The organism is Streptomyces sp. ICC4, assembly GCF_003287915.1.
Taxonomy (GTDB): domain Bacteria; phylum Actinomycetota; class Actinomycetes; order Streptomycetales; family Streptomycetaceae; genus Streptomyces; species Streptomyces tritrimontium.
On the sequence record NZ_CP030286.1, the window covers coordinates 1364224 to 1385379 of the forward strand.

18 protein-coding genes and 1 pseudogene are annotated in these 21156 nt (G+C 72.6%); 10 read left to right on the forward strand and 9 right to left on the reverse strand.

Features of this window, described 5'->3' with window-relative positions; translation table 11 throughout:
• Positions 1-119: 119 nt before the first annotated feature.
• Positions 120-1535 carry a 3-carboxy-cis,cis-muconate cycloisomerase gene (gene pcaB / locus DRB89_RS06135; protein ID WP_112449093.1) on the reverse strand — a complete coding sequence of 472 codons (1416 nt, stop codon included), beginning with the start codon at positions 1533-1535 and terminating at the stop codon, positions 120-122.
• Positions 1532-3499, reverse strand: a complete 1968-nt coding sequence (locus DRB89_RS06140; RefSeq protein WP_112449094.1) for an FAD/NAD(P)-binding protein — start codon at positions 3497-3499, stop codon at positions 1532-1534. The genes pcaB and DRB89_RS06140 overlap by 4 nt, the downstream gene beginning before the upstream one ends.
• Positions 3500-3858: 359 nt before the next feature.
• On the opposite strand from DRB89_RS06140, the gene DRB89_RS06145 reads away from it, so the two are divergent.
• From DRB89_RS06145 to DRB89_RS06160, 4 genes and pseudogenes are all read left to right on the forward strand, one after another.
• On the forward strand, positions 3859-4086 hold the full coding sequence (locus tag DRB89_RS06145; protein ID WP_112449095.1) for a DUF6059 family protein: 228 nt from the start codon (positions 3859-3861) through the stop codon (positions 4084-4086).
• Between the two features lie 127 nt (positions 4087-4213).
• A complete protein-coding gene (metK, locus tag DRB89_RS06150) occupies positions 4214-5434 on the forward strand; it encodes a methionine adenosyltransferase (RefSeq protein WP_112449096.1) in 1221 nt (406 codons plus the stop codon).
• 32 nt (positions 5435-5466) lie between these two features.
• Complete coding sequence (locus DRB89_RS06155) at positions 5467-6432, forward strand: carbohydrate kinase family protein (RefSeq protein WP_112449097.1); 966 nt, start codon at positions 5467-5469, stop codon at positions 6430-6432.
• A pseudogene (locus tag DRB89_RS06160) lies at positions 6429-7946 on the forward strand (homocysteine S-methyltransferase family protein); the annotation flags it as partial. The gene DRB89_RS06155 and the pseudogene DRB89_RS06160, both read left to right, overlap by 4 nt.
• 309 nt (positions 7947-8255) lie before the next feature.
• On the opposite strand, the gene DRB89_RS06170 reads toward DRB89_RS06160, so the two are convergent.
• Genes DRB89_RS06170 through DRB89_RS06185 form a run of 4 tightly spaced genes read right to left on the reverse strand, consistent with a single transcriptional unit; the run spans position 8256 to position 12186 of the window.
• The gene (locus DRB89_RS06170; protein WP_112453294.1) at positions 8256-9395 is read right to left on the reverse strand and encodes a Rieske 2Fe-2S domain-containing protein; all 1140 of its coding nucleotides are present in this window, start codon (positions 9393-9395) and stop codon (positions 8256-8258) included.
• Positions 9392-10492 (reverse strand): 4-hydroxy-2-oxovalerate aldolase, encoded by a 1101-nt coding sequence (dmpG, locus tag DRB89_RS06175; protein WP_112447903.1) that lies wholly within the window; start codon positions 10490-10492, stop codon positions 9392-9394. The genes DRB89_RS06170 and dmpG overlap by 4 nt, the downstream gene beginning before the upstream one ends.
• A complete protein-coding gene (locus DRB89_RS06180) occupies positions 10489-11391 on the reverse strand; it encodes an acetaldehyde dehydrogenase (acetylating) (RefSeq protein WP_204358005.1) in 903 nt (300 codons plus the stop codon). Before DRB89_RS06180 ends, dmpG begins: the two co-directional genes overlap by 4 nt.
• Positions 11392-11403: 12 nt before the next feature.
• Entirely contained in the window at positions 11404-12186 is a 783-nt protein-coding gene (locus DRB89_RS06185; RefSeq protein WP_112447904.1) for a 2-keto-4-pentenoate hydratase, read from the reverse strand.
• Between the two features lie 221 nt (positions 12187-12407).
• Here DRB89_RS06185 and DRB89_RS06190 point away from each other — a divergent pair, with 221 nt between their 5' ends.
• Positions 12408-13013 (forward strand): hypothetical protein, encoded by a 606-nt coding sequence (locus DRB89_RS06190; protein WP_112447905.1) that lies wholly within the window; start codon positions 12408-12410, stop codon positions 13011-13013.
• A gap of 99 nt (positions 13014-13112) precedes the next feature.
• Here DRB89_RS06190 and DRB89_RS06195 read toward each other — a convergent pair whose 3' ends face one another.
• Positions 13113-14021 (reverse strand): SDR family oxidoreductase, encoded by a 909-nt coding sequence (locus DRB89_RS06195; RefSeq protein WP_112463227.1) that lies wholly within the window; start codon positions 14019-14021, stop codon positions 13113-13115.
• Between the two features lies 1 nt (position 14022).
• Positions 14023-14841, reverse strand: a complete 819-nt coding sequence (locus DRB89_RS06200; RefSeq protein WP_112463228.1) for an SDR family oxidoreductase — start codon at positions 14839-14841, stop codon at positions 14023-14025.
• Between the two features lie 56 nt (positions 14842-14897).
• On the opposite strand from DRB89_RS06200, the gene DRB89_RS06205 reads away from it, so the two are divergent.
• The 5 genes from DRB89_RS06205 to DRB89_RS06225 are packed head-to-tail and all read left to right on the forward strand — an operon-like array spanning position 14898 to position 19337.
• Positions 14898-15647 (forward strand): enoyl-CoA hydratase family protein, encoded by a 750-nt coding sequence (locus DRB89_RS06205; protein WP_112447908.1) that lies wholly within the window; start codon positions 14898-14900, stop codon positions 15645-15647.
• Positions 15644-16504 (forward strand): CoA-transferase, encoded by an 861-nt coding sequence (locus tag DRB89_RS06210; protein WP_112447909.1) that lies wholly within the window; start codon positions 15644-15646, stop codon positions 16502-16504. Before DRB89_RS06205 ends, DRB89_RS06210 begins: the two co-directional genes overlap by 4 nt.
• Positions 16501-17268, forward strand: coding sequence for a CoA-transferase (locus tag DRB89_RS06215; protein WP_112447910.1), 768 nt, complete (start codon positions 16501-16503; stop codon positions 17266-17268). The genes DRB89_RS06210 and DRB89_RS06215 overlap by 4 nt, the downstream gene beginning before the upstream one ends.
• Before the next feature lie 4 nt (positions 17269-17272).
• Positions 17273-18373 carry a nitronate monooxygenase gene (locus DRB89_RS06220; protein ID WP_112447911.1) on the forward strand — a complete coding sequence of 367 codons (1101 nt, stop codon included), beginning with the start codon at positions 17273-17275 and terminating at the stop codon, positions 18371-18373.
• A 31-nt stretch (positions 18374-18404) separates the two neighbouring features.
• Positions 18405-19337 (forward strand): tyrosine-protein phosphatase, encoded by a 933-nt coding sequence (locus DRB89_RS06225; RefSeq protein WP_204357680.1) that lies wholly within the window; start codon positions 18405-18407, stop codon positions 19335-19337.
• Positions 19338-19439: 102 nt separating this feature from the next.
• On the opposite strand, the gene DRB89_RS06230 is transcribed toward DRB89_RS06225, so the two are convergent.
• On the reverse strand, positions 19440-21137 hold the full coding sequence (locus DRB89_RS06230) for a DEAD/DEAH box helicase (RefSeq protein ID WP_112463229.1): 1698 nt from the start codon (positions 21135-21137) through the stop codon (positions 19440-19442).
• Between the last annotated feature and the right edge of the window lie 19 nt (positions 21138-21156).

Sequence of the window (21156 nt, forward strand, 5' to 3'; positions counted from 1 at the left end):
GGACCACCTGTGCGAGGCGGTCCGGCCCGGCTGAACACACGCCCCTCCCCAGAGGGGGTCGTACGGCGAAGGGGGCCGCCCGGTTGCGGGCAGCCCCCTCCGTCATGCGCCGGGCCGGGTCACCGGGCGGGTACGAGCTCCCGGTGCCGGGCCAGGACCCGGTCCACCAGGGTCCCGGCCGCGCCGGTGTAGCGGGCCGGGTCGGCGAAGGAGTCCAGCTCCGCGCGGGTGAAGCGGGCGGCGATCCCCGCCTCCCCGGCCAGCAGCTCGCCCAGCGGACGGCCGCTCGCGGCGGACTCCAGCGAGGCCCGGGTGACGACGGCCTTCGCCGCCGCCTTCCCCAGGGCCGGGGCCAGCACCGCGGCCAGCCGCTCGGCCACGATCAGCGCGCCCGTCAGCCGCAGGTTGTGCGCCATCCGGTCGGCGTGCACCCGCAGTCCCGCGGTCAGTTCGGCCGCCGTGTGCGCCGCCCCGCCCACCAGCCGCAGGCACTCCCGCAGCGGCTGCCACTCCGCGTGCCAGGCGCCCGCCGGCCGCTCGTCCTCCGCGATCAGGGCCTGCGCCACGCCCACGGCCAGCAGCGGCACCTGCGCCGCGGCCGACCGGATCAAGGTGGCCAGGACCGGATTGACCTTCTGCGGCATCGCCGAGGAGACCCCGCGGCCCGGCGCGGCCGGCTCGCTGACCTCCGCGACCTCCGTGCGCGACAGCGACTGCACGTCCACGGCGATCTTGCCGAGCACCCCGGAGGCCAGGGTCAGCGCGGCGGCCAGATCGGCCAGCGGCGTACGGGCCGTGTGCCACGGCGCGACGGGCACCGCGAGGCCCAGCTCGTCCGCGTACGCGCCGAACAGCTCGGCCACGTAGCGGTCCGGATCGGCCGCCGAGCTGTCCGGGGCGTCGATCCGCGCGTACTCCAGATAGCCCGCCAACGTGCCCGCCGCGCCGCCCAGTTCCACCGGCAGCCCGCCGCGCTCCAGGGCCCGCAGCCGCTCCAGCGCGTCGAGCACCCCCTGCAGCCAGCCGGCCGCCTTCAGCCCGAAGGTGGTCGGCACGGCGTGCTGGGTCAGGGTCCGGCCGGCCGCCGGGGTGTCCCGGTGCGCGGCGGCCAGTACGGCCAGCGAGTCCGCGGTGCGCTCCAGATCGGCGGTGATCACCGCCAGCGCGCGCGCCGCCACCAGCATCGTGGCCGTGTCCAGCACGTCCTGGCTGGTGGAGCCGCGGTGCACGTAGTCGGCGGCGGCCGGGTCGGCGTCGGCCACCGCCGCGGTCAGTGCCTGGACGACGCCCACCACCGGATTGGCCGCGCCCCTGGCGGCCTCGGCCAGGGCCCGCAGGTCGAACTCCCCGGCCCGGCCCGCCTTCGTGATGGTCTCGGCGGCCGCCCGGGGGACCAGTCCCATCCGGGCCTGCGCCCGGGCCAGGGCGGTCTCCGCGTCCAGCATCGCCTGCAGCCAGGCGAGGTCGCCGGTCACCGGCTCGATCGGGGTGCCCGCCCGGACGGGGGAGAGCAGCCCGGAGTCGAGGTCGGTCATCCCGCCACCTCGCTGCGCGCCGCGGGCACCGCTCTGGCCGGCACGCCGGCCAGGGCGATCACGGCGCGGGCGAGGGCGTCCGAGTCCCCGAGGGTCACGGAGTTGACGCCGGGCCGGATGCCGGCCGCCGTCACCCAGTGCACCGACTCGGTGGGCACGCCGAAGGCGAACCGGCGCGGGTGCGGCTCGCCCGCCGCGTCGATCAGGTGGTACGGGCGCTGCGTGACCGCGAGCCCGCCCGTCGGGTACGTCTCGCGGCCCGGGCCGTCGACCACGTGGGCGGAGCACTGCCCGGTGGCCTTGAGGTGCCGCAGCAGCGGGTCGGCGGTGCGGCGCAGGTCGATGTCGGGCAGCCGGGCCTCGATCAGCACGCGCGCGTGCACCCGCGAGCCCGGGACCCGCTCCGAGGAGGCGGTGAACCGGCGCCCCGCGGCGTCGAGTTCCACCCGCATGTCGGGACCGGTCACCTCGAGCACCCCGGCCTCGATCAGCGCGATCATCTCCTGGATGCGCCGGGTCGGCGGGCCGATGGAGAGGAAGGCGTTGAGCGGGGTGTACCAGCGGTCGAGGTCGTCGCGGTGCGAGGCCGCGGTCAGCCCGTTGTGGTCGACGAGCAGGCGTATCTCGTTGCGCAGGTCGCGCAGGGCGTCCAGCGCGGCCTTCAGCGGTCCGGCGACATTGCCCTCCAGCGCGTCCGCGACATCGCGCCGCAGCAGGTCGAGCAGCCACGTCCGGTACGCGTCGGGCCCCGCGAACTCCACGCCGAGGTGCGGCTGCGAGAGCCGCTCCCAGTCCCAGTGGTCCTCGGGCGCGACACCGAACTCCGCGAGCAGCCGCCGCTCGGCCGCACCGCCGCGCTCGGTGCGCAGCAGCAGGTCGCGGAAGGCGTCGACGTACGCCGGGGAGTGCTCGCGGGCCAGCAGCGCGGTGTAGTAGACCGCCTCCGCCTCGCGGGCGACCAGCGGCCAGATCTCCGTACGGAAGTCGAGCCCCGCGTTCAGCTCGGCACGCCGGCGGAGCTCCCGGACCTTGGCCTCGGTGAGCAGCAGCGGCACGTGCCGGCCGAAGGCGCCCTTCTGGTTCTCGCCGCGCGCGTGGTACGGGATCCCGCGCCGGGAGCTCGCGTACAGCCGGGGCTCCAGCCCCGAGGGGCGGTAGACGAGCCGGTCGCCGTCCTCCTCGAAGACGCCGCCCCGGCCGTGCGTGAACAGGGCCATGTAGTCGAAGAAGTTGAGGCCGAGGCCGCGCAGCAGCACCGCCTCGCCCGCGCCGATGGCCGACAGGTCGGTGTCGGCGGGATTGACCGGCAGGTGGTGGGCGAGGCCCAGCGCGGACGCCTCCTCGTGCAGCCGCAGCAGCCACTCGGGCTCCTCGGCCGGGACGTGGCCGAGCGAGAGGATGACGGCGTCCAGGTGCTCCAGCACCGTGCCGTCCTCCAGCCGTACGGTCTGCGGGCCGTCCTTGCGCCCGCCGCCGTCGCCGTCGTCGAGGGCGACGGCGCGGCTGTGGTGCACGACGATCTCGACCTGCGCCGGGGCCAGCGCCACGACGTGCTGGAAGACCCACTCCAGGTAGCGGCCGTAGAAGCCGCGGGTCGGGTAGGTGTTGGGGCCGAGCCGGCGGGCCTCGGCGAGGAAGTCCGCGTCCAGGCCGCCCTCGCCGGGCTCCAGTGGGGTCATCAGCCGGGCCCATTCGTACAGGCTCGGCCCCGAGGCCAGCGGCCCCGCCATCTCCACCGTGTCGTCGGTGAAGAGGGTGACCTGGGAGGCGACGGTGTTCATCAGCAGATGACGGGACTGGCTCCCGCGCCAGACTCTGCCCGGACCTGGCTGTTCCGGGTCGACCACGTGCACGGTCACGTCGACTTCGGGGAACTGGGAGGCGTTCGCGCAGACACGCTCCAGCGCGGACAGTCCGCGGGGCCCGTTGCCGACGACGCACATGACGAGTTGCTGATTGCCCATCTGCTGCTCCTGATTGGCGTGAGATGAAAGAGGCGGGAATGCGCATCCCGTCGTGGAGCGCACGCATGAAAGGGATCAGAGCCGCCGGTGTGAAAGCCGGTCAACGAAAGGCCCGCCGTGGCCGGAAAATGCGTCCCGGAGCCGGGAAATCATGCCGAGAACCTGCCGGGTGCGGCCGGTGACCGACGGGTTCTGCCCCGCTCCCGCCATGCCCGCGGATTCCGATTGCCATGGGCTTGCCATGCGGCCGCGCCGGTCCGTGCGCGGACCCGCCTCGACTCCTCCTTAAGCGGAAGCCAAGCCGCTGCCGCCATGCTCGAAGCGGTGAACTGTCTTTGTTCCAGGCCCAGGAGGGCAGCATGCGCAATCGAAAGTGGTGGGCCTTCATCGCCGGGCTGGGTGCCGTCGGCGGAGTGTGGGTGCCCCTCGCGCCCATGGACCGCGATGCGGCCTGGTCCGGTGAATGGGGTGCGGGCCGGCCCCCGATCCGGCCCGGCGGCGGCCCGCCGCCGGGCCATCCGGAGAAATGGGACAGCCTTCAGGAATTGTCCGAGGAGGAAAAGGAGATCTGGCGGCACCTGATCTGACGGTTCACGCAAGCGGTGCTTAAGCGGACACCCACAAAGTCGCGGTCGGTGGGTCCGCCGTCCCGGTCCTGCCCGAGTGCTGTTGTCCGCTCTCGTCAGTCCGCCGCCGACTCGCACTGGGAGTGCCGTGTCCCGTCGCCTTTTCACCTCGGAGTCCGTGACCGAGGGCCACCCCGACAAGATCGCCGACCAGATCAGCGACACCATCCTCGACGCGCTCCTCACCGAGGACCCGACCTCGCGCGTGGCCGTCGAAACCCTCATCACCACCGGCCAGGTCCACATAGCCGGCGAGGTGACGACGACGGCGTACGCGCCGATCGCGCAGCTCGTCCGCGACAAGATCCTCGAGATCGGCTACGACTCCTCCGCCAAGGGCTTCGACGGCGCCTCGTGCGGCGTGTCGGTGTCCATCGGCGCGCAGTCCCCCGACATCGCGCAGGGCGTCGACACCGCCTACGAGCAGCGCGTCGAGGGCGCCGCGGGGGAGGAGGGGGACGAGCTCGACCAGCAGGGCGCCGGCGACCAGGGCCTGATGTTCGGCTACGCCACCGACGAGACCCCCGAGCTGATGCCGCTGCCCATCCACCTGGCCCACCGCCTCTCCAAGCGGCTGACCGACGTGCGCAAGGACGGGGTCCTGCCCTACCTGCGTCCCGACGGCAAGACCCAGGTCACCATCGAGTACGACGGCGACAAGCCCGTCCGCCTCGACACCGTCGTCGTGTCCTCGCAGCACGCCCCGGACATCGACCTGGACGCGCTGCTCACCCCCGACATCCGCGAGCAGGTCGTCGAGCACGTCCTCGCCGGGCTCGCCGCCGACGGCATCAAGCTGGAGACCGCGGGCTACCGGCTGCTGGTCAACCCGACCGGGCGCTTCGAGATCGGCGGCCCGATGGGCGACGCCGGTCTGACCGGCCGCAAGATCATCATCGACACGTACGGCGGCATGGCCCGCCACGGCGGCGGCGCCTTCTCGGGCAAGGACCCGTCCAAGGTCGACCGCTCCGCCGCGTACGCGATGCGCTGGGTCGCGAAGAACGTGGTCGCCGCCGGGCTCGCCTCGCGCTGCGAGGTCCAGGTCGCGTACGCGATCGGCAAGGCCGAGCCCGTCGGCCTGTTCGTCGAGACCTTCGGCACCGCCACCGTCGACGCCGCGAAGATCGAGGACGCCATCGCCGAGGTCTTCGACCTCCGCCCGGCCGCGATCATCCGCGACCTCGACCTGCTCCGCCCGATCTACGCCCAGACCGCCGCGTACGGCCACTTCGGCCGCGAGCTGCCGGACTTCACCTGGGAACGCACCGACCGCGCGGAGGCCCTCAAGGCCGCCGCCGGCCGCTGACGGACCCGAAGACGAGACAGAGGCAGCTCCCCGTGAAGATCGCTCTCACCGGTTCGATCGCCGTAGACCACCTGATGTCCTTCCCCGGCCGGTTCGCGGACCAGATCATCCTCGACCGGATGGACAAGGTCTCGCTCTCCTTCCTCGCCGACCACCTGGAGGTCCGGCGAGGGGGAGTGGCGGCCAACATCGCCTTCGGGCTCGGCTCGCTCGGCCTGCACCCCGTGCTGGTCGGCGCGGTCGGACCGGACTACGGCCCGGAGGCGGAGCGCCTCGTCTCCTTCGGCGTGGACACGGAATCCGTGCTGGTCAGCCAGGAGCTGCACACCGCACGCTTCGTCTGCACCACCGACGACGACCACAACCAGATCGCCACCTTCTACGCGGGCGCCATGAGCGAGGCCCGCCGCATCGAGCTGGCCCCCGTCGCCCGCCGGGTCGGCGGACTCGACCTCGTGGTCGTCTCCCCGAACGACCCGGCGGCGATGCTCCGCCACACGGACGAGAGCCGGGCGCTCGGCATCCCGTTCGCCGCGGATCCCTCGCAGCAGCTCGCCCGGCTGGAGCCGGCCGAGGTCCGCGCCCTCGTGGACGGGGCCCGCTACCTGTTCACCAACGAGTACGAGAGCGCCCTGCTCCAGGAGAAGACCGGCTGGACCACCCCCCAGGTGCTCTCCCGCGTCGGCAGCTGGATCACCACCCACGGCGCCGACGGAGCGCGCATCGCCCGCGAGGACGAGTCCCCGATCTCCGTCCCGGCGGTCCCCACCGCCGGGCCCGTCGAACCGACCGGCGCGGGCGACGCCTTCCGCGCGGGCTTCCTCGCGGGCACGGTCTGGGGCTGGAGCCCCGAAGGCGCCGCACGCCTGGGCTGCGCCCTGGCCACCGTCGTCCTCGCGACGGTCGGCACCCAGGAGTACGAGACCTCCCGCAGCGCCCTGCTGGAGCAGGTCGGCGGCACGTACGGGCAGGCCCAGTCCCCGGCGGGTGTGTCGTGACCCGCGACCAGACCTCCCGGGTCGCCGCCCTGCGCGAGGCGCTGGCCTCGCGGGTGGTGGTGGCCGACGGGGCGATGGGGACGATGCTGCAGGCGCAGGATCCGACGATGGAGGATTTCGAGCAGCTCGAGGGCTGTAACGAGATCTTGAACGTGACGCGTCCGGACATCGTGGCGAATGTGCACCGGGAGTACTTCGCGGTGGGTGTCGACTGTGTGGAGACGAACACGTTCGGCACGAACCATGCGGCGCTGGCCGAGTACGACATCGCGGACCGGAATCTGGAGCTGTCGGTGGCGGGCGCGCGGATCGCGCGTGAGGTCGCGGACGAGTTCACGGCTTCGACGGGGCAGCAGCGCTGGGTCCTGGGCTCGATGGGTCCGGGCACGAAGCTCCCCACGCTGGGTCACATCGACTACGCGACGATCCGTGATGCGTATCAGGTGAATGCGGAGGGCCTGATCACGGGCGGCGCGGACGCACTGCTCGTGGAGACGACCCAGGACCTGCTGCAGACGAAGTCCTCGATCGTCGGCGCTCGCCGCGCGATGGAGGCGCTGGGTGTCTCCGTTCCGCTGATCTGCTCGGTGACGGTGGAGACGACCGGCACGATGCTGCTGGGCTCGGAGATCGGTGCGGCGCTCACGGCGCTGGAGCCGCTCGGCATCGACATGATCGGTCTGAACTGCGCGACGGGTCCGGCGGAGATGAGCGAGCACCTTCGCTACCTCGCCCGGAACTCACGCATCCCGCTCTCCTGCATGCCCAACGCCGGCCTGCCCGTCCTGGGCAAGAACGGGGCGCACTACCCGCTGTCGGCAGCCGAGCTGGCCGATGCGCAGGAGACCTTCGTCCGCGAGTACGGGCTGTCCCTGGTGGGTGGCTGCTGCGGAACGACGCCGGAGCACCTGCGCCAGGTCGTGGAACGCGTCCGTGAGCTGAGCCCTGCGGTGCGGGATCCGCGTCCGGAGCCGGGTGCTTCCTCGCTGTATCAGACGGTGCCGTTCCGGCAGGACATCTCGTACATGGCGATCGGCGAACGCACGAACGCCAACGGGTCGAAGAAGTTCCGCGAGGCCATGCTGGACGCCCGCTGGGACGACTGCGTGGAAATGGTCCGCGATCAGATCCGCGAGGGCGCGCACATGCTCGACCTGTGCGTGGACTACGTCGGGCGCGACGGCGTCGCCGACATGCAGGAGCTGGCCGGCCGTTTCGCTACGGCTTCGACGTTGCCGATCGTGCTGGACTCGACTGAGGTTCCGGTGCTGCGGGCGGGTCTGGAGAAGATCGGCGGCCGTGCGGTCATCAACTCGGTGAACTACGAGGACGGGGATGGTCCCGACTCCCGCTTCGCGAAGGTGACCCGTCTTGCTCAGGAGCATGGTGCCGCGCTGATCGCGCTGACCATCGACGAGGAGGGCCAGGCCCGCACCGTCGAGCACAAGGTCGCCATCGCCGAGCGCCTCATCGAGGACCTGACGGGCAACTGGGGAATCCACGAGTCGGACATCCAACACAGCGACGGTGGTCGGCAGCGTCAGTGGGTAGTCAAGGACAGGGCCAGGGCCGGGGGCGAGGAGATCGGAAGCGCGCCGGCGCAGCCCGGCGGCCCTCCAGGACGGCCGCCTCGATGCCCTCGCGCAGGGCTCCGCAGGAGCGGACGCCGCCGCTCGGCAGGCCCGCCGCGACCGCGGCGGCGATGCGGGGGCAACCCCCGGGGAGCACGGCGGCCTCGTCCGTCCACTGGATCTGGGTGTGGGCGGGGCTGAACTTCTCGCACAGCACCCGGGCGCCGCACTCCCCGCACACGACCGGGGTCATCACCGGGTCCCGGCCGCGCGGCGGGCGAGGTTCTCGGCGACCTCCGCCTTCCAGGCCGCGGTGGCCCGGGTGGTGTCGATCTCGAACTCGAAGCGTCGGACCATCTCGTCCTTGACGTCGGCGGCGTCTACGTAGAACTGCTCGTACCAGCGGCGGAGCTGGTAGACCGGGCCGTCCTCCTCGGTGAGCAGGGGGTTGTCGATGCGGGTCTTGTTCTTCCAGATATCGACGTCCTGCTCGAAGCCGACGGCCAGGCCCTCGGAGGTGAGCCGGGCCGCCTCGGCGGCCTGCTCGTCGCTCATGCCGGGGAGCTTCTTGACGATGGCCCCGTACATCAGCACGAAGCTGTTCTCGTCGATCGGGTAGTGGCAGTTGACGAGGACGGATTCGAGCTCGACGCCTGCGCCGACGTCGCTCCACAGCCGGTCGATCATGTACGAGGGGCCGTGGTACGAGGCGTCCGAGCGCAGGCCGCCACCGGTGGAGAGGGTGCCGAGGTCGACGTCGCCGCGCGGGGTGGACTCCATGTACTGGGTGGCGACGTGCCCGTCGAAGACGTTCTTGAAGTAGTGCGGGAAGGCGTAGTGCACGTAGTAGAAGTGCGCCATGTCGACGACGTTGTCGACGATCTCGCGGCAGTTGGAGTTCTCGACGCGCAGGGAGTTCCAGCTCCAGTCGCTCCACTCGGGGTCGCCGACGCCCTCGATGACGGGGATCGCGACCTCGGGCGGGGGCGGGTTGCCCTCGGGGTCGTGCCAGACGTAGAGCTGGCCGCTCTGCTCCAGGGCCGTCCAGGCGCGGGTCCTGGCGCGCGGCGGGACGCGGCGGGCGTAGGGGACGGCGGCGCAGCGGCCGTCGCCGGACCAGCGCCAGTCGTGGAAGGGGCAGGCGACGGTGTCGCCCTTGACGGTGCCGTGGGCGAGGTTGCCGCCCATGTGGGGGCAGTGGGCGTTCAGGACGGCGAGCTCCGCGCTGTCGGCGCCCTGGAAGACGACGAGCTTGGTCCCGAAGGCCTCGACCTCGTGCGGGGCGCCGTCCTTGAAGGAGGAGGCGAGTCCCAGGCAGTGCCAGCCGCGGGCGAACCGGGTCGGCGCGGCCGCCGCTTCGATGACACGGGGTTCTTCTTCGATCGCGGTCACGTGGTGGCCCTCCACTTCGTTGTGGTGTCGTGCGGTGCGCGGTCGGGCGCGCCGACGCTTCGCGCGGCTTCGGCCGCGAGTTCGACGGCGATGTCGATGAGCTGGTCCTCCTGGCCGCCGACGAGGCGGCGTTCGCCCGCGCGCAGCAGGATCCGCGCGCCGGAGACCCCGTAGCGCCCGGCCTGCCGGTAGGCGTGCCGCAGGAAGCTGGAGTAGACGCCGGCGTGGCCCATGAGCAGGGCCATGCGGTCCAGCCGGCACTCCTCGTCCATGACGGGGCGGACCACGTCCTCGGCCGCGTCGATGATCTTCAGGACGTCGATGCCGGTGCGGATGCCCATCTTCAGGCAGACGGCGGCGAAGGCCTCGACGGGCGTGTTGCCGGCGCCCGCGCCGAGGCGGCGGGTCGAGCCGTCGATCTGGAGCGCGCCGGCCCGGACGGCGGCGACGGAGTTGCCCACGCCCAGGCCGAGGTTCTCGTGTCCGTGGAAGCCGACCTGCGCGTCGTCGCCGAGTTCGGCGACGAGCGCGGCGACCCGGTCGGTGACCTCGTCCATGACCATGGCGCCCGCGGAGTCGACGACGTACACGCACTGGCAGCCGGCGTCGGCCATGATCCGGGCCTGGCGGGCGAGGTTCTCGGGGGTGGTGGAGTGGGCCATCATCAGGAATCCGACGGTCTCCAGGCCCGTCGCGCGGGCCAGCCCGAAGTGCTGGACGGAGATGTCGGCCTCGGTGCAGTGGGTGGCGATCCGGCAGATCTGCCCGCCGCCCGCGTGCGCGGCGCGGATGTCGTCCTTCACGCCGAGGCCCGGCAGCATCAGGAAGGCGATCTTCGCGTTCACCGCCGTGTCGGCGGCGATCTTGATGAGTTCCTGTTCCGGGGTCTTGGAGAAGCCGTAGGTGAAGGAGGAGCCGCCGAGGCCGTCCCCGTGGGTGACCTCGATGACGGGGACCCCGGCGTCGTCGAGGGCCGCGACGACCGACCGGACGTCCTCCCCCGTGAACTGGTGGCGCTTGGCGTGCGATCCGTCGCGCAGCGAGGAGTCGGTGACGCGGATGTCGAGGGTGTCGGAGTACGTCGTGCGTGTGCTCACGCGAGCATTCCCTTCGCGAACTCCTCGCCGACCTTGGCGGCGGCGGCGGTCATGATGTCGAGGTTTCCGGCGTAGGGCGGCAAGTAGTCGCCGGCGCCCTCCACCTCCAGGAAGATCGCGACCCGGGCCGTGCCGCCGCCCAGCGGGTCGGGGTCGTCGAACTGCGGCTCGGCGCACAGCCGGTAGCCGGGTACGTACGCGGCCACCTCCGCGGCGACGCGCTGGACGGAGGCGGCGATGGCGCCCCGGTCGGCGTCGGCGGGGATCGCGCAGAAGACGGTGTCGCGCATGATGACCGGCGGGTCGGCGGGGTTGAGGATGATGACGGCCTTGCCGCGGGCGGCGCCGCCGATCTCCTCGATGCCGCGGGCGGTGGTGCGCGTGAACTCGTCGATGTTGGCGCGGGTGCCGGGGCCGGCCGAGACGGAGGCCACCGAGGCGACGATCTCGGCGTAGGCGACGGGGACCACGCGGGAGACGGCGTACACCATGGGGATGGTGGCCTGGCCGCCGCAGGTGATCATGTTGACGTTGGCCCGGTCGAGGTGGGCGGTCAGGTTCGCGGGCGGGATGACGGCGGGGCCGACGGCGGCGGGGGTCAGGTCGACGGCCTTGATGCCGAGTTCGGCGTAGCGCGGGGCGTTGGCCCGGTGCACGGAGGCGGAGGTGGCCTCGAAGACCAGGTCGGGGAGCTCGTCCTGCCCGAGCAGCCAGTCGACGCCCTCGTGGGAGGCGTCGAGTCCGGCGCGGCGGGCGCGGGCGAGGCCCTCGCTGTCGGGGTCCACGCCGATCATCCAGCGGGGCTCGATGTACGGGGAGCGTTGGAGCTTGTAGAGCAGGTCGGTTCCGATGTTCCCGGAGCCGACGATGGCGGCGGTCGCTTTCGTCTTGATCGTGATCACCTCAGAGCTTCAGGAGAAGGAGAGCGACACCGGGCCAAGCCCGGTGAATTCGGCGGTGTACGTCCGCCCGGCGGCCACGTCCACGGCGCGGGTGCAGGACCCGGGCAGGATGAGGTGGCCCTTGCGCAGCCCGACCCCGAAGCGGGCGACGGTGCGCGCGAGCCAGGCGACGGAGGCGGCGGGGTCCCCCAGGACGGCGTCGCCGCGGCCGCGCGCCAGGGTGTCCGCGCCGCAGGTCAGGGTGGCTTCGACGGCCTTCAGGTCGAGCTCGCGGGGGTCGCGTCCCTCCCCGATGGCGTATCCGGCGGAGGAGGCGTTGTCGGCGATGGTGTCGGCGATGGCGATGCGCCAGTCGGCGATCCGGCTGTCGATGAGCTCCAGGGCGGGGACGACCCGCTCGGTCGCGGCCAGTACGTCGGCGGTCGTGCAGCCCTCGCCGGGGAGGTCGGCGCCGAGCACGAAGCCGATCTCGACCTCGACGCGCGGCGCGCAGTACGCGGCGGTGGGGACCGGGGTGTCCTGGCGCAGCTCCATCGCGTCCAGCAGGTGCCCGTAGTCGGGCTCGTCGACGCCCATCATGGCCTGCATGACCGGGGAGGACAGGCCGACCTTGTGGCCGGTGATCCGCTCTCCGTTCGCGCAGCGGTGGCGGATGTTGAGGAGCTGGATCTCGTACGCGTCCTCGGTGTCGATGCCGGGGAAGCGGGTGCTGAGCGGAGCGACCGGGGTCCGCCCGTGCTCGGCGGACCGCAGCAGTTCAGCGACGCGGAGCCGGTGGCGGTCCGAGAGCATGTGCGCTCCTTGCGGGGAGGGGCGGATTCGGTGCGGCGAGGCTAGACGGACCGCCTCCGGCGCCGGGAGGCCGTTTTCCCGGTCACCGGGAAAGGCCGCCGGGAAAGGAATCCGGAGCAATCCGTTTGCTCCGGGCAACCTTCGGGGCGGTTCGGGGCTCTTAGATGCGGTGCGCGCGACGCGCCCGCAGACCGCAGAATCCGAAGAACCGGAAGAGTTCCATGAACCACCTCCGCCGCACCCTGGCGACCCTGGCCGCGACGACCGTCGTGGCACCTGCCCTCCTGATCGCGGCGCCCGCCGCGAGCGCCGCCGAGCCGCCCGCGCCGGCTCCCGTCGCCGCCGATCCCTTCGCCACCTGCACGGGGTGGACGCTGGCCGATGAGCGCAGCACCTCCGAGCTGGTGGGCTTCCCGACCCGGCTCGTCGCGGGGACCTGGTCCACCTTCACGTTCCGTTCGGTCAACACCTCCAAGGCGCCGCTGAAGGCGGTGGGCGCGAACGTGGACGCCTCGGCCTCCGCGTACGACACGTACGCGGAGCTCAAGATCACGACGCAGTGGTACGACAAGGCCGCGAAGAAGTGGCGGACGATGCCCCACGCCTCGAAGTTCGCCACGATCGGCGGGGTCCTGAAGCCCGGCGCCCGAGCCGACGTCAGGATGCGCGTCAGGGCCGATGCGAAGTCCAAGGCCGGGCTGGGGTTCGCCTTCGACTACGGCCGGTACGCCGGCAAGGACGGCGTCTGCGGCTTCGCGCGGACGATCCACGAGTACGACTTCGATGTGGTCCCGGCGGCCCCCGCCCCGAAGCCCGCGACGCGCTGACGGAGAACGGCCCCGCGCCGGCCGCTCTCACACGCGGCCGGCGCGGGGCCGGGTATCGGGGGCCGGGCATCGGGGGCCGGGCCCGCCGGACGGCCCCGGTCAGCGGGCCCCGTACACCGGTTGCGGCCGCTCCGAGTCGGCGAGCAGCTTCGCCGCCGCCTCCCCCGCCTCCGACGGAGTCCACCGCGCGCCCCGGTCCGCCGTCGGACCCGGCCGCCAGCCCTCCATCACCGTGATGCGGCCGCCCTCCGCCTCGAAGACCCGGCCCGTGACCCCGGCCGAGGCGTCCGAGCCCAGCCACACCACGAGCGGGGACACGTTCTCCGGGGCCATCGCGTCGAAGGCCCCGGCCTGCGGGGCGGCCATGGTGTCCGCGAAGGCCTGCTCGGTCATCCGGGTGCGCGCGGCCGGGGCGATCGCGTTGACCTGGACGCCGTAGCGGCCCATCTCAGCCGCCGCGACCAGGGTCATGCCGAGGATGCCCGCCTTGGCCGCGCTGTAGTTGCCCTGGCCGACCGAGCCCAGCAGCCCGGCCCCCGAAGAGGTGTTGATCACCCGCGCGGCCACCTGGCGGCCCTCCTTCGCCTCCGCCCGCCAGTGGGCCGCCGCGTGCTTCAGCGGCAGGAAGTGCCCCTTGAGGTGCACCCGCATCACCGCGTCCCAGTCGTCCTCGTCCAGGTTCACGAGCATCCGGTCGCGCAGGAACCCCGCGTTGTTGACCAGGGTGTCCAGCCGCCCGAACGTCGAGACGGCCGTCTCGACCAGGGAGGCCGCGCCGTCCGAGGTGGCGATGTCCCCGCCGTGCGCGACCGCCTCCCCGCCGGCCGCCCGGATCTCGTCGGCCACGAGCGCCGCCGGGCTGTCCGCCGCGGGGAGCCCGTCCAGTGCGACTCCCAGGTCGTTGACCACGACCCGGGCCCCCTCCGCGGCGAAGGCCAGCGCGTGGGCCCGGCCCAGTCCGCGTCCGGCGCCCGTCACGATGACCACACGGCCTTCGGCAAGTCCCATGTCAGCTCTCCTCGTTCGCCTTGTTCGTCTGGTTCGTCTGGTTCGTCTGGTTCGTCTGGTTCGCCTTGTTCACCGTTGCCGCGTCCAAAAACGCCGGGCGCTCGCCGCCCCCGTGCACGAGCAGGCTCGCGCCGCTCACGTACCGCGCCCGGTCCGAGGCCAGGAAGACCGCCGCGTCGCCCACGTCCGAGGGTTCGGCCAGCCGTCCCAGCGGGACGGTCGCGCCGACCGCCGCGATGCCGCTCTCGTCGCCGTAGTGCAGGTGCGAGAGCTCGGTCCGCACCATGCCCAGGACCAGCGAGTTGACCCGTACCTCGGGGGCCCACTCGACGGCCATGGAGCGGGCCAGGTTCTCCAGGCCCGCCTTCGCGGCCCCGTAGGCCGCCGTCCCCGGCGAGGGCCGGGTCCCGCTGACGCTGCCGATCATCACGACCGAGCCCCGCGCCTCCCGCAGCCAGGGGCGGGCGGCGAGCGAGGCGGTTATCGGGGCGATCAGGTTCAGCTCGACGACCCGCGCGTGGCGTTCCGCCTCGCCCTCCCCCAGCAGCCGGTACGGGGTTCCGCCGGCGTTGTTGACCAGGCAGTCGAGGCGTCCGTGGCGCCGGGCGACCGACGCGAAGAAGTCCTGTACGGCGGCGGGGTTGCGCAGGTCGAGGGCGGCGTAGGACGCGGAACGGCCCTCCACCTCGACCGGTTGCGTCGGCGGCCGCCGCGCGCAGACGACGACTTGGGCGCCCGCCGCGAGGAACGACCGCGCGATCCCGGCGCCGACGCCCCGGGTTCCGCCGGTGACGACGACAACCCTCCCGTTGAGCTCCATCGGCTGCTACCTTCCTCACCTAACAAATGTTTGGTGGAAAGGTAGCTGATCCGCTCATGGGTGTCTCCACCTCAAGCCCCGACAAGGGCATCGCACTCGTCACAGTCGACTTCCCGCCCGTCAACGCGCTCCCCGTGCAGGGCTGGTACGACCTCGCCGACGCCCTGCGCGCGGCCGGCCGGGACCCCGAGGTCAGGTGCGTGGTCCTCGCCGCCGAAGGCCGCGGCTTCAACGCCGGCGTCGACATCAAGGAGATGCAGCGCGACACCGGGCACGCCTCGCTCATCGGCGCCAACCGGGGCTGCTACGAGGCCTTCGCCGCCGTGTACGAGTGCGAGGTGCCGGTCGTGGCCGCCGTGAACGGCTTCTGCCTCGGCGGCGGGATCGGCCTCGTCGGCAACGCCGACGCCATCGTCGCCTCCGACGACGCGACCTTCGGACTGCCGGAGCTGGACCGGGGCGCCCTCGGGGCCGCCACCCACCTGGCCCGGCTCGTCCCGCAGCACCTGATGCGCACCCTCTACTACACCTCGCGCACCGCCACCGCCGCCGAACTGCACGCCCACGGCTCGGTGTGGAAGGTGGTCCCGCGCGGGGAACTGCGGGCGGCGGCCCTGGAGCTGGCCGCCGAGATCGCCAAGAAGGACGGCTACCTCATCCGGCTCGCCAAGGCGGCCATCAACGGCATCGACCCGGTGGACGTGCGCCGCAGCTACCGCTTCGAACAGGGCTTCACCTTCGAGGCCAATCTCAGCGGGGTCGCCGACCGGGTCCGCGACACCTTCGGCAAGGAGGGACCGGCATGACCGGCCAGAGCGACAAGACGATGACCGCCGACGAGGTGGCCGGACGGCTGCGCAGCGGGATGACCGTGGGCATCGGCGGCTGGGGTTCGCGGCGCAAGCCCATGGCCCTGGTCCGCGCCCTGCTGCGCTCCGAGGTCACCGATCTCACCGTGGTCTCCTACGGCGGCCCCGACGTCGGGCTGCTCGCCGCCGCCGGGAAGATCGCCAAGCTGGTCACGCCCTTCGTCACCCTCGACTCCATCCCCCTGGAGCCGCACTACCGGGCCGCCCGCGAGAGCGGCGCCTTCCCCCTCACCGAGCTCGACGAGGCCATGTTCATGTGGGGCCTGCACGCCGCCGCCAACCGGCTGTCCTTCCTCCCCGTCCGCGCCGGCCTCGGCTCCGACGTCATGCGCGTCAATCCCGAGCTGCGCACCGTGACCTCGCCCTACGCCGACGGCGAGGAGTTCGTCGCCGTCCCCGCCCTGCGCATGGACGCGGCCCTGGTCCACCTCAACCGCGCCGACCGGCACGGCAACGCCCAGTACCTGGGCCCGGACCCGTACTTCGACGACCTGTTCTGCGAGGCCGCCGACACCGCGTACGTCTCGTGCGAGCAGCTCGTCGAGACCGCCGAGCTCTCCAAGGCCGGGCCCCCGCAGTCCCTCCTGGTCAGCCGCCACTCGGTGACCGGGGTCGTGGAGACCCCGAACGGGGCCCACTTCACCTCCTGCGCCCCCGACTACGGCCGGGACGAGGCCTTCCAGAAGCTGTACGCGACCACCCCCTGGCCCGAGTTCGCCGGGCGCTTCCTCTCCGGCGGCAGCGAGCACGCCTACCAGTCGGCCGTCCAGGCCTGGCACGAGGAGCAGAAGTGAGCACCACGCCGAGCAGCACGCCGAGCAGCACGCCGACGCACACCGCCACCCGCGCCGAATACTGCGTGATCGCCTGCGCCGAGGCCTGGCGCGACAACGGCGAGGTGCTGGCCAGCCCGATGGGCCTGGTGCCCTCCTTCGGGGCCCGGCTGGCGAAGCGGACCTTCTCCCCCGACCTGCTGCTGACCGACGGCGAGGCCATGCTGGTCGGGCTCGACGGGACGGCCGAGGGCTGGCTCCCGTACCGCCGCCACCTGACCATGGTCACCGGCGGACACCGGCACGTGATGATGGGCGCCAGCCAGATCGACCGGTTCGGCAACCAGAACATCTCCTGCATCGGCGACTGGGAGCGGCCGGCCCGCCAGCTCCTCGGGGTCCGCGGCGCGCCCGTGAACACCCTGAACAACCCGGTGAGCTACTGGATCCCCAAGCACTCCACCCGGGTCTTCGTCGAGCGCGTCGACATGGTGAGCGGCGTGGGCCACGACCGTGCCGAGGCGGCCGGGGTGACCCGCTTCCACCGGCTCCCCCGGGTGGTCAGCGATCTCGGGGTCTTCGACTTCGGCGGCCCGGACCGCTCGATGCGCCTGGCCTCCCTGCACCCGGGCGTCACGGTGGAGCAGGTCCGGGCGGCCACCGGCTTCGAGCTGGCCGTGGCCGAGGAGGTCCCGTACACGCGGGAGCCGAGCGCCGAGGAGCTGCGGCTGATCCGCGAGGTCATCGACCCCAAGGGGCTGCGCGACCGGGAAGTGCGGGTCTGATCCGATGGAGACGGCATTCACCAAGCTGGTCGGGGTCCGGCATCCGATCGTGCAGACGGGCATGGGCTGGGTGGCGGGTCCGCGCCTGGTGACGGCGGCGGCCGAAGCGGGGGCGCTCGGCATCCTGGCCTCGGCGACGATGACGATGGACCAGCTGCGCTCCGCGGTCCACGAGGTCAAGTCCCGTACGGACGCCCCGTTCGGGGTCAACCTGCGGGCGGACGCCGGGGACGCGGCCGAGCGCGCCCAGCTGATCATCGACGAGGGGGTGCGGGTGGCGTCGTTCGCGCTCGCCCCGTCCAAGGAGCTGATCGCGCGGCTCAAGGACGCCGGGGTGGTCGTGATCCCCTCGATCGGGGCCCGCCGACACGCCGAGAAGGTCGCGGCGTGGGGCGCGGACGCGGTGATCGTTCAGGGCGGCGAGGGCGGCGGGCACACCGGTGACGTGGCCACGACCGTGCTGCTTCCGCAGGTGGTGGACGCGGTGGACATCCCGGTGATCGCGGCGGGCGGCTTCAGCGACGGCCGCGGACTCATCGCGGCGCTGGCCTACGGGGCCGCCGGCATCGCCATGGGCACCCGGTTCCTGCTCACCTCCGACTCGACCGTCCCGGACGCCGTCAAGGCCGAGTACCTGAAGGCCGGCGTCAAGGACGTCACCGTCACGACGGCCGTCGACGGGCTCCCGCACCGGATGCTGCGCAGCGAGCTCGTCGCCTCCCTGGAGCGGTCGGGCCGGGCGCGGGCGCTGGCCAAGGCCGTGCGGCACGCGGCCGGCTTCAAGAAGCTCTCGGGCCTGTCGTGGCCGCAGATGGTCCGCGACGGCCTCGCGATGAAACACGGCAAGGACCTGTCCTGGAGCCAGGTGCTGCTCGCCGCGAACACCCCCATGCTCCTCAAGGCGTCCATGGTCGAGGGCCGTACGGACCTCGGCGTCATGGCATCGGGCCAGGTCGCCGGCGTGATCGAGGATCTGCCGTCCTGTGCGGAGCTCGTCACCCGCGTCATGGCCGAGGCCCACGCCGTGCTGGAAGGACTGCACGGCCTCACACTCCCCCACCTCATCCCCCCGCACCCGTCCGGCACCCTGCCACCACCAGGGTGATTCCCCTTCTCCGTTACAGGAGTTGCCCCAGATGAGCCGTGCAAGAATCCGTCTGGCGACCGCGGTGCTCGCCTCCGCCCTAGCCCTCGGGACCCTGCCCGCCACCGCGTACGCCGCGCCGGCCAGCAGCGCCTCCCCCGCACGTCACCACCAGCACCAGCAGTCGGCGGAAACGATCCGCCAGATCCCCCTCCAGGGCGCGGTCAACGTCCGCGACCTGGGCGGCTACCGCACCTGGACCGGCGGAAAGGTCCGCCAGGGCCTGGTCTACCGCTCCGACGCACTGGGCAAGCTGACCGCCTCCGACATCACCGCCGTCGCCGGTCTCGGCCTCACGAAGGTCGTCGACTTCCGCATCCCGATGGAGGTCCAGTACGACGGCGCCGACAAGCTGCCCGCCGGACTGGCCTCCACCGCCCGCCCGGTCAACGACCTCGGCCTGTACGGGACCCTGGTCGGCGCGATAGGCAGCGGCGACCCCGTGAAGCAGGAGCAGATGCTCGGCGGCGGCCGCGCCGAGGCGTACATGCGCGACATCTACCGCGCGTTCGTGACCAACCCCGAGAACCGGGCGCAGTTCGCGACCACCCTGCGCGAGATCGCCGACGGCAAGCAGGGTCCGATCCTGTACCACTGCACCTCGGGCAAGGACCGGACGGGCTGGATGAGCTACGTCCTGCTGCGCGCCCTGGCCGTCCCACAGGACACCGCCGAGCGCGACTACCTGGCCTCGAACACCTTCCGCGGGGCGTACGACGCCCAGGTGCGGGCGGGTCTCAAGCAGTCCGGGCGGATGCAGAACCCGGACCTGCTGATCCCGCTCCAGGAGGTCCGCCAGGACTACCTGGACTCCGCGACGGATCAGATGGAGGCCGACTACGGCAGCTTCTACGGCTACCTGACGGACGGCCTCGGCCTGGACCTGCGGACGCTGGCGAAGCTCCAGAACAAGCTGGTCCGGTGATCCGGTAGTCCGGTGGCCGCCACCAGGAGGCCGCCGGACACAGCACCGCGCCGGGCAGCACGCGAAGTGCTGCCCGGCGCGGTGGTCGGTACGTCGTGACGGTCAGGCGGAACGGCGGCGGGCCTGGCCCGCGCCACCCACCCGGCTGCGGGCGGACGCGGCGGCAGCGCCGCCGGAGGCGGCGCCCCCGGTGCGCCGGCCGCGCTCGCCGGAGCCGCCCGCGGCCGCGCCCTGGCCGCCCTGGCCGCGGCGGGCCTGGCCCGAACCGGAAGCCGGAGCCTGGCCGCCGGCCGCGCCCGCGCCGCCGGTACGGCGGCCGCGGCCGCCACCGGCGGCCGGAGCCGCGCCCGTGCCGGAACCCGTACGCGCACCGCCCGAGCGGCGGCGCTGGCCGGAGCCCGAGCCGCCGCCGGCCTGGCCGGCGGAGCGCTGGCGCGGCGGGGTGGCCTGCGGCACGTCCATGACGACCGGGATGCCCGAGGGCTCCTTGGCGCCGGTGATGCGGACCAGTTCCTCGTCGGAGGACTTGATCTGCGCGGTGCGCGGGGAGATCCCCGCGTCCGACATCAGGCGGGTCATGTCGCGCTTCTGGTCCGGCAGGACCAGGGTGACGACGCTGCCGGACTCGCCGGCGCGGGCGGTACGGCCGCCGCGGTGCAGGTAGTCCTTGTGGTCGACCGGCGGGTCCACGTTGACGACGAGGTCGAGGTCGTCGATGTGGATGCCGCGGGCGGCCACGTTGGTGGCGACCAGTGCGGTGACCTCGCCCGTCTTGAACCAGTCGAGGGTCCGGTTGCGCTGCGGCTGCGAGCGGCCGCCGTGCAGGCCGGAGGCGCGGACACCGTCGGCGAGGAGCTTCTTGACCATGCGGTCGACGCCGCGCTTGGTGTCGACGAACATGATCACCCGGCCGTCGCGAGCGGCTATACGCGTGGCCACGGCCTTCTTGTCGGTCTCGTCCATGACGTACAGGACGTGGTGCTCCATCGTGCTGACCGCACCGGCGGACGGGTCGACGGAGAAGGCGACCGGGTCGTGCAGGAACATCTTGACGAGCTTGTCGATGTTCTTGTCGAGGGTCGCCGAGAACAGCATGGTCTGGCCCTCGGGCTCGACCTGCTTGAGCAGGGCGGTGACCTGCGGCATGAAGCCCATGTCGGTCATCTGGTCGGCCTCGTCGAGGACCGTGATGGAGACCTGCGAGAGGTCGGCGTCACCGCGCTCGATGAGGTCCTTCAGACGGCCGGGGGTGGCGACGAGCACCTCGGCGCCGCGGCGCAGGGCGCCGGACTGCCGGTTGATCGACATGCCGCCGACGACGGTCGTGATGCGCAGGTTGACGGCCGTGGCGTACGGGGCCATCGCGTCGGTCACCTGCTGCGCGAGCTCACGGGTCGGTACGAGGACCAGGGCGAGCGGCTGCTTCGGCTGCGCGCGGCGGCCGGCGGTCCGGGCCAGCAGCGCCAGGCCGAAGGCCAGCGTCTTGCCGGAGCCGGTGCGGCCGCGGCCGAGCAGGTCGCGGCCGACGAGGGAGTTCGGGATGGTCGCGGCCTGGATCGGGAACGGCTCGGTGACGCCCTGGGCGGCGAGGGTCTTCAGCAGCGCCTCGGGCATGTCCATGTCCTCGAACGCGACCACCGGCGGCAGCGCCGGGGTGAGCGGTTCGGGCATGGTGAATTCTTGGGGCCTGGCTACGGGGGCGGACTTCTGCCGTCCCGCGCCAGCCTTCGGACGTCCCTGGGCCGCACCTCGGCCCCGGGTGGGGCGGCGGCTGGGTCGTGCGGAGCTGGAGCTGGTCATGCGAGAAAGCCCTCCTGAA

What these genes read in the sequence shown, in the direction of transcription:
- pcaB (WP_112449093.1), bottom strand. Translation starts at nt 1,535, where the DNA reads ATGACCGACCTCGACTCCGGGCTGCTCTCCCCCGTCCGGGCGGGCACC.
- DRB89_RS06140 (WP_112449094.1), bottom strand. Translation starts at nt 3,499, where the DNA reads ATGGGCAATCAGCAACTCGTCATGTGCGTCGTCGGCAACGGGCCCCGC.
- DRB89_RS06145 (WP_112449095.1), top strand. Translation starts at nt 3,859, where the DNA reads ATGCGCAATCGAAAGTGGTGGGCCTTCATCGCCGGGCTGGGTGCCGTC.
- DRB89_RS06185 (WP_112447904.1), bottom strand. Translation starts at nt 12,186, where the DNA reads ATGCTCTCGGACCGCCACCGGCTCCGCGTCGCTGAACTGCTGCGGTCC.
- DRB89_RS06190 (WP_112447905.1), top strand. Translation starts at nt 12,408, where the DNA reads ATGAACCACCTCCGCCGCACCCTGGCGACCCTGGCCGCGACGACCGTC.
- DRB89_RS06195 (WP_112463227.1), bottom strand. Translation starts at nt 14,021, where the DNA reads ATGGGACTTGCCGAAGGCCGTGTGGTCATCGTGACGGGCGCCGGACGC.
- DRB89_RS06200 (WP_112463228.1), bottom strand. Translation starts at nt 14,841, where the DNA reads ATGGAGCTCAACGGGAGGGTTGTCGTCGTCACCGGCGGAACCCGGGGC.
- DRB89_RS06205 (WP_112447908.1), top strand. Translation starts at nt 14,898, where the DNA reads ATGGGTGTCTCCACCTCAAGCCCCGACAAGGGCATCGCACTCGTCACA.
- DRB89_RS06210 (WP_112447909.1), top strand. Translation starts at nt 15,644, where the DNA reads ATGACCGGCCAGAGCGACAAGACGATGACCGCCGACGAGGTGGCCGGA.
- DRB89_RS06220 (WP_112447911.1), top strand. Translation starts at nt 17,273, where the DNA reads ATGGAGACGGCATTCACCAAGCTGGTCGGGGTCCGGCATCCGATCGTG.
- DRB89_RS06225 (WP_204357680.1), top strand. Translation starts at nt 18,405, where the DNA reads ATGAGCCGTGCAAGAATCCGTCTGGCGACCGCGGTGCTCGCCTCCGCC.
- DRB89_RS06230 (WP_112463229.1), bottom strand. Translation starts at nt 21,137, where the DNA reads ATGACCAGCTCCAGCTCCGCACGACCCAGCCGCCGCCCCACCCGGGGC.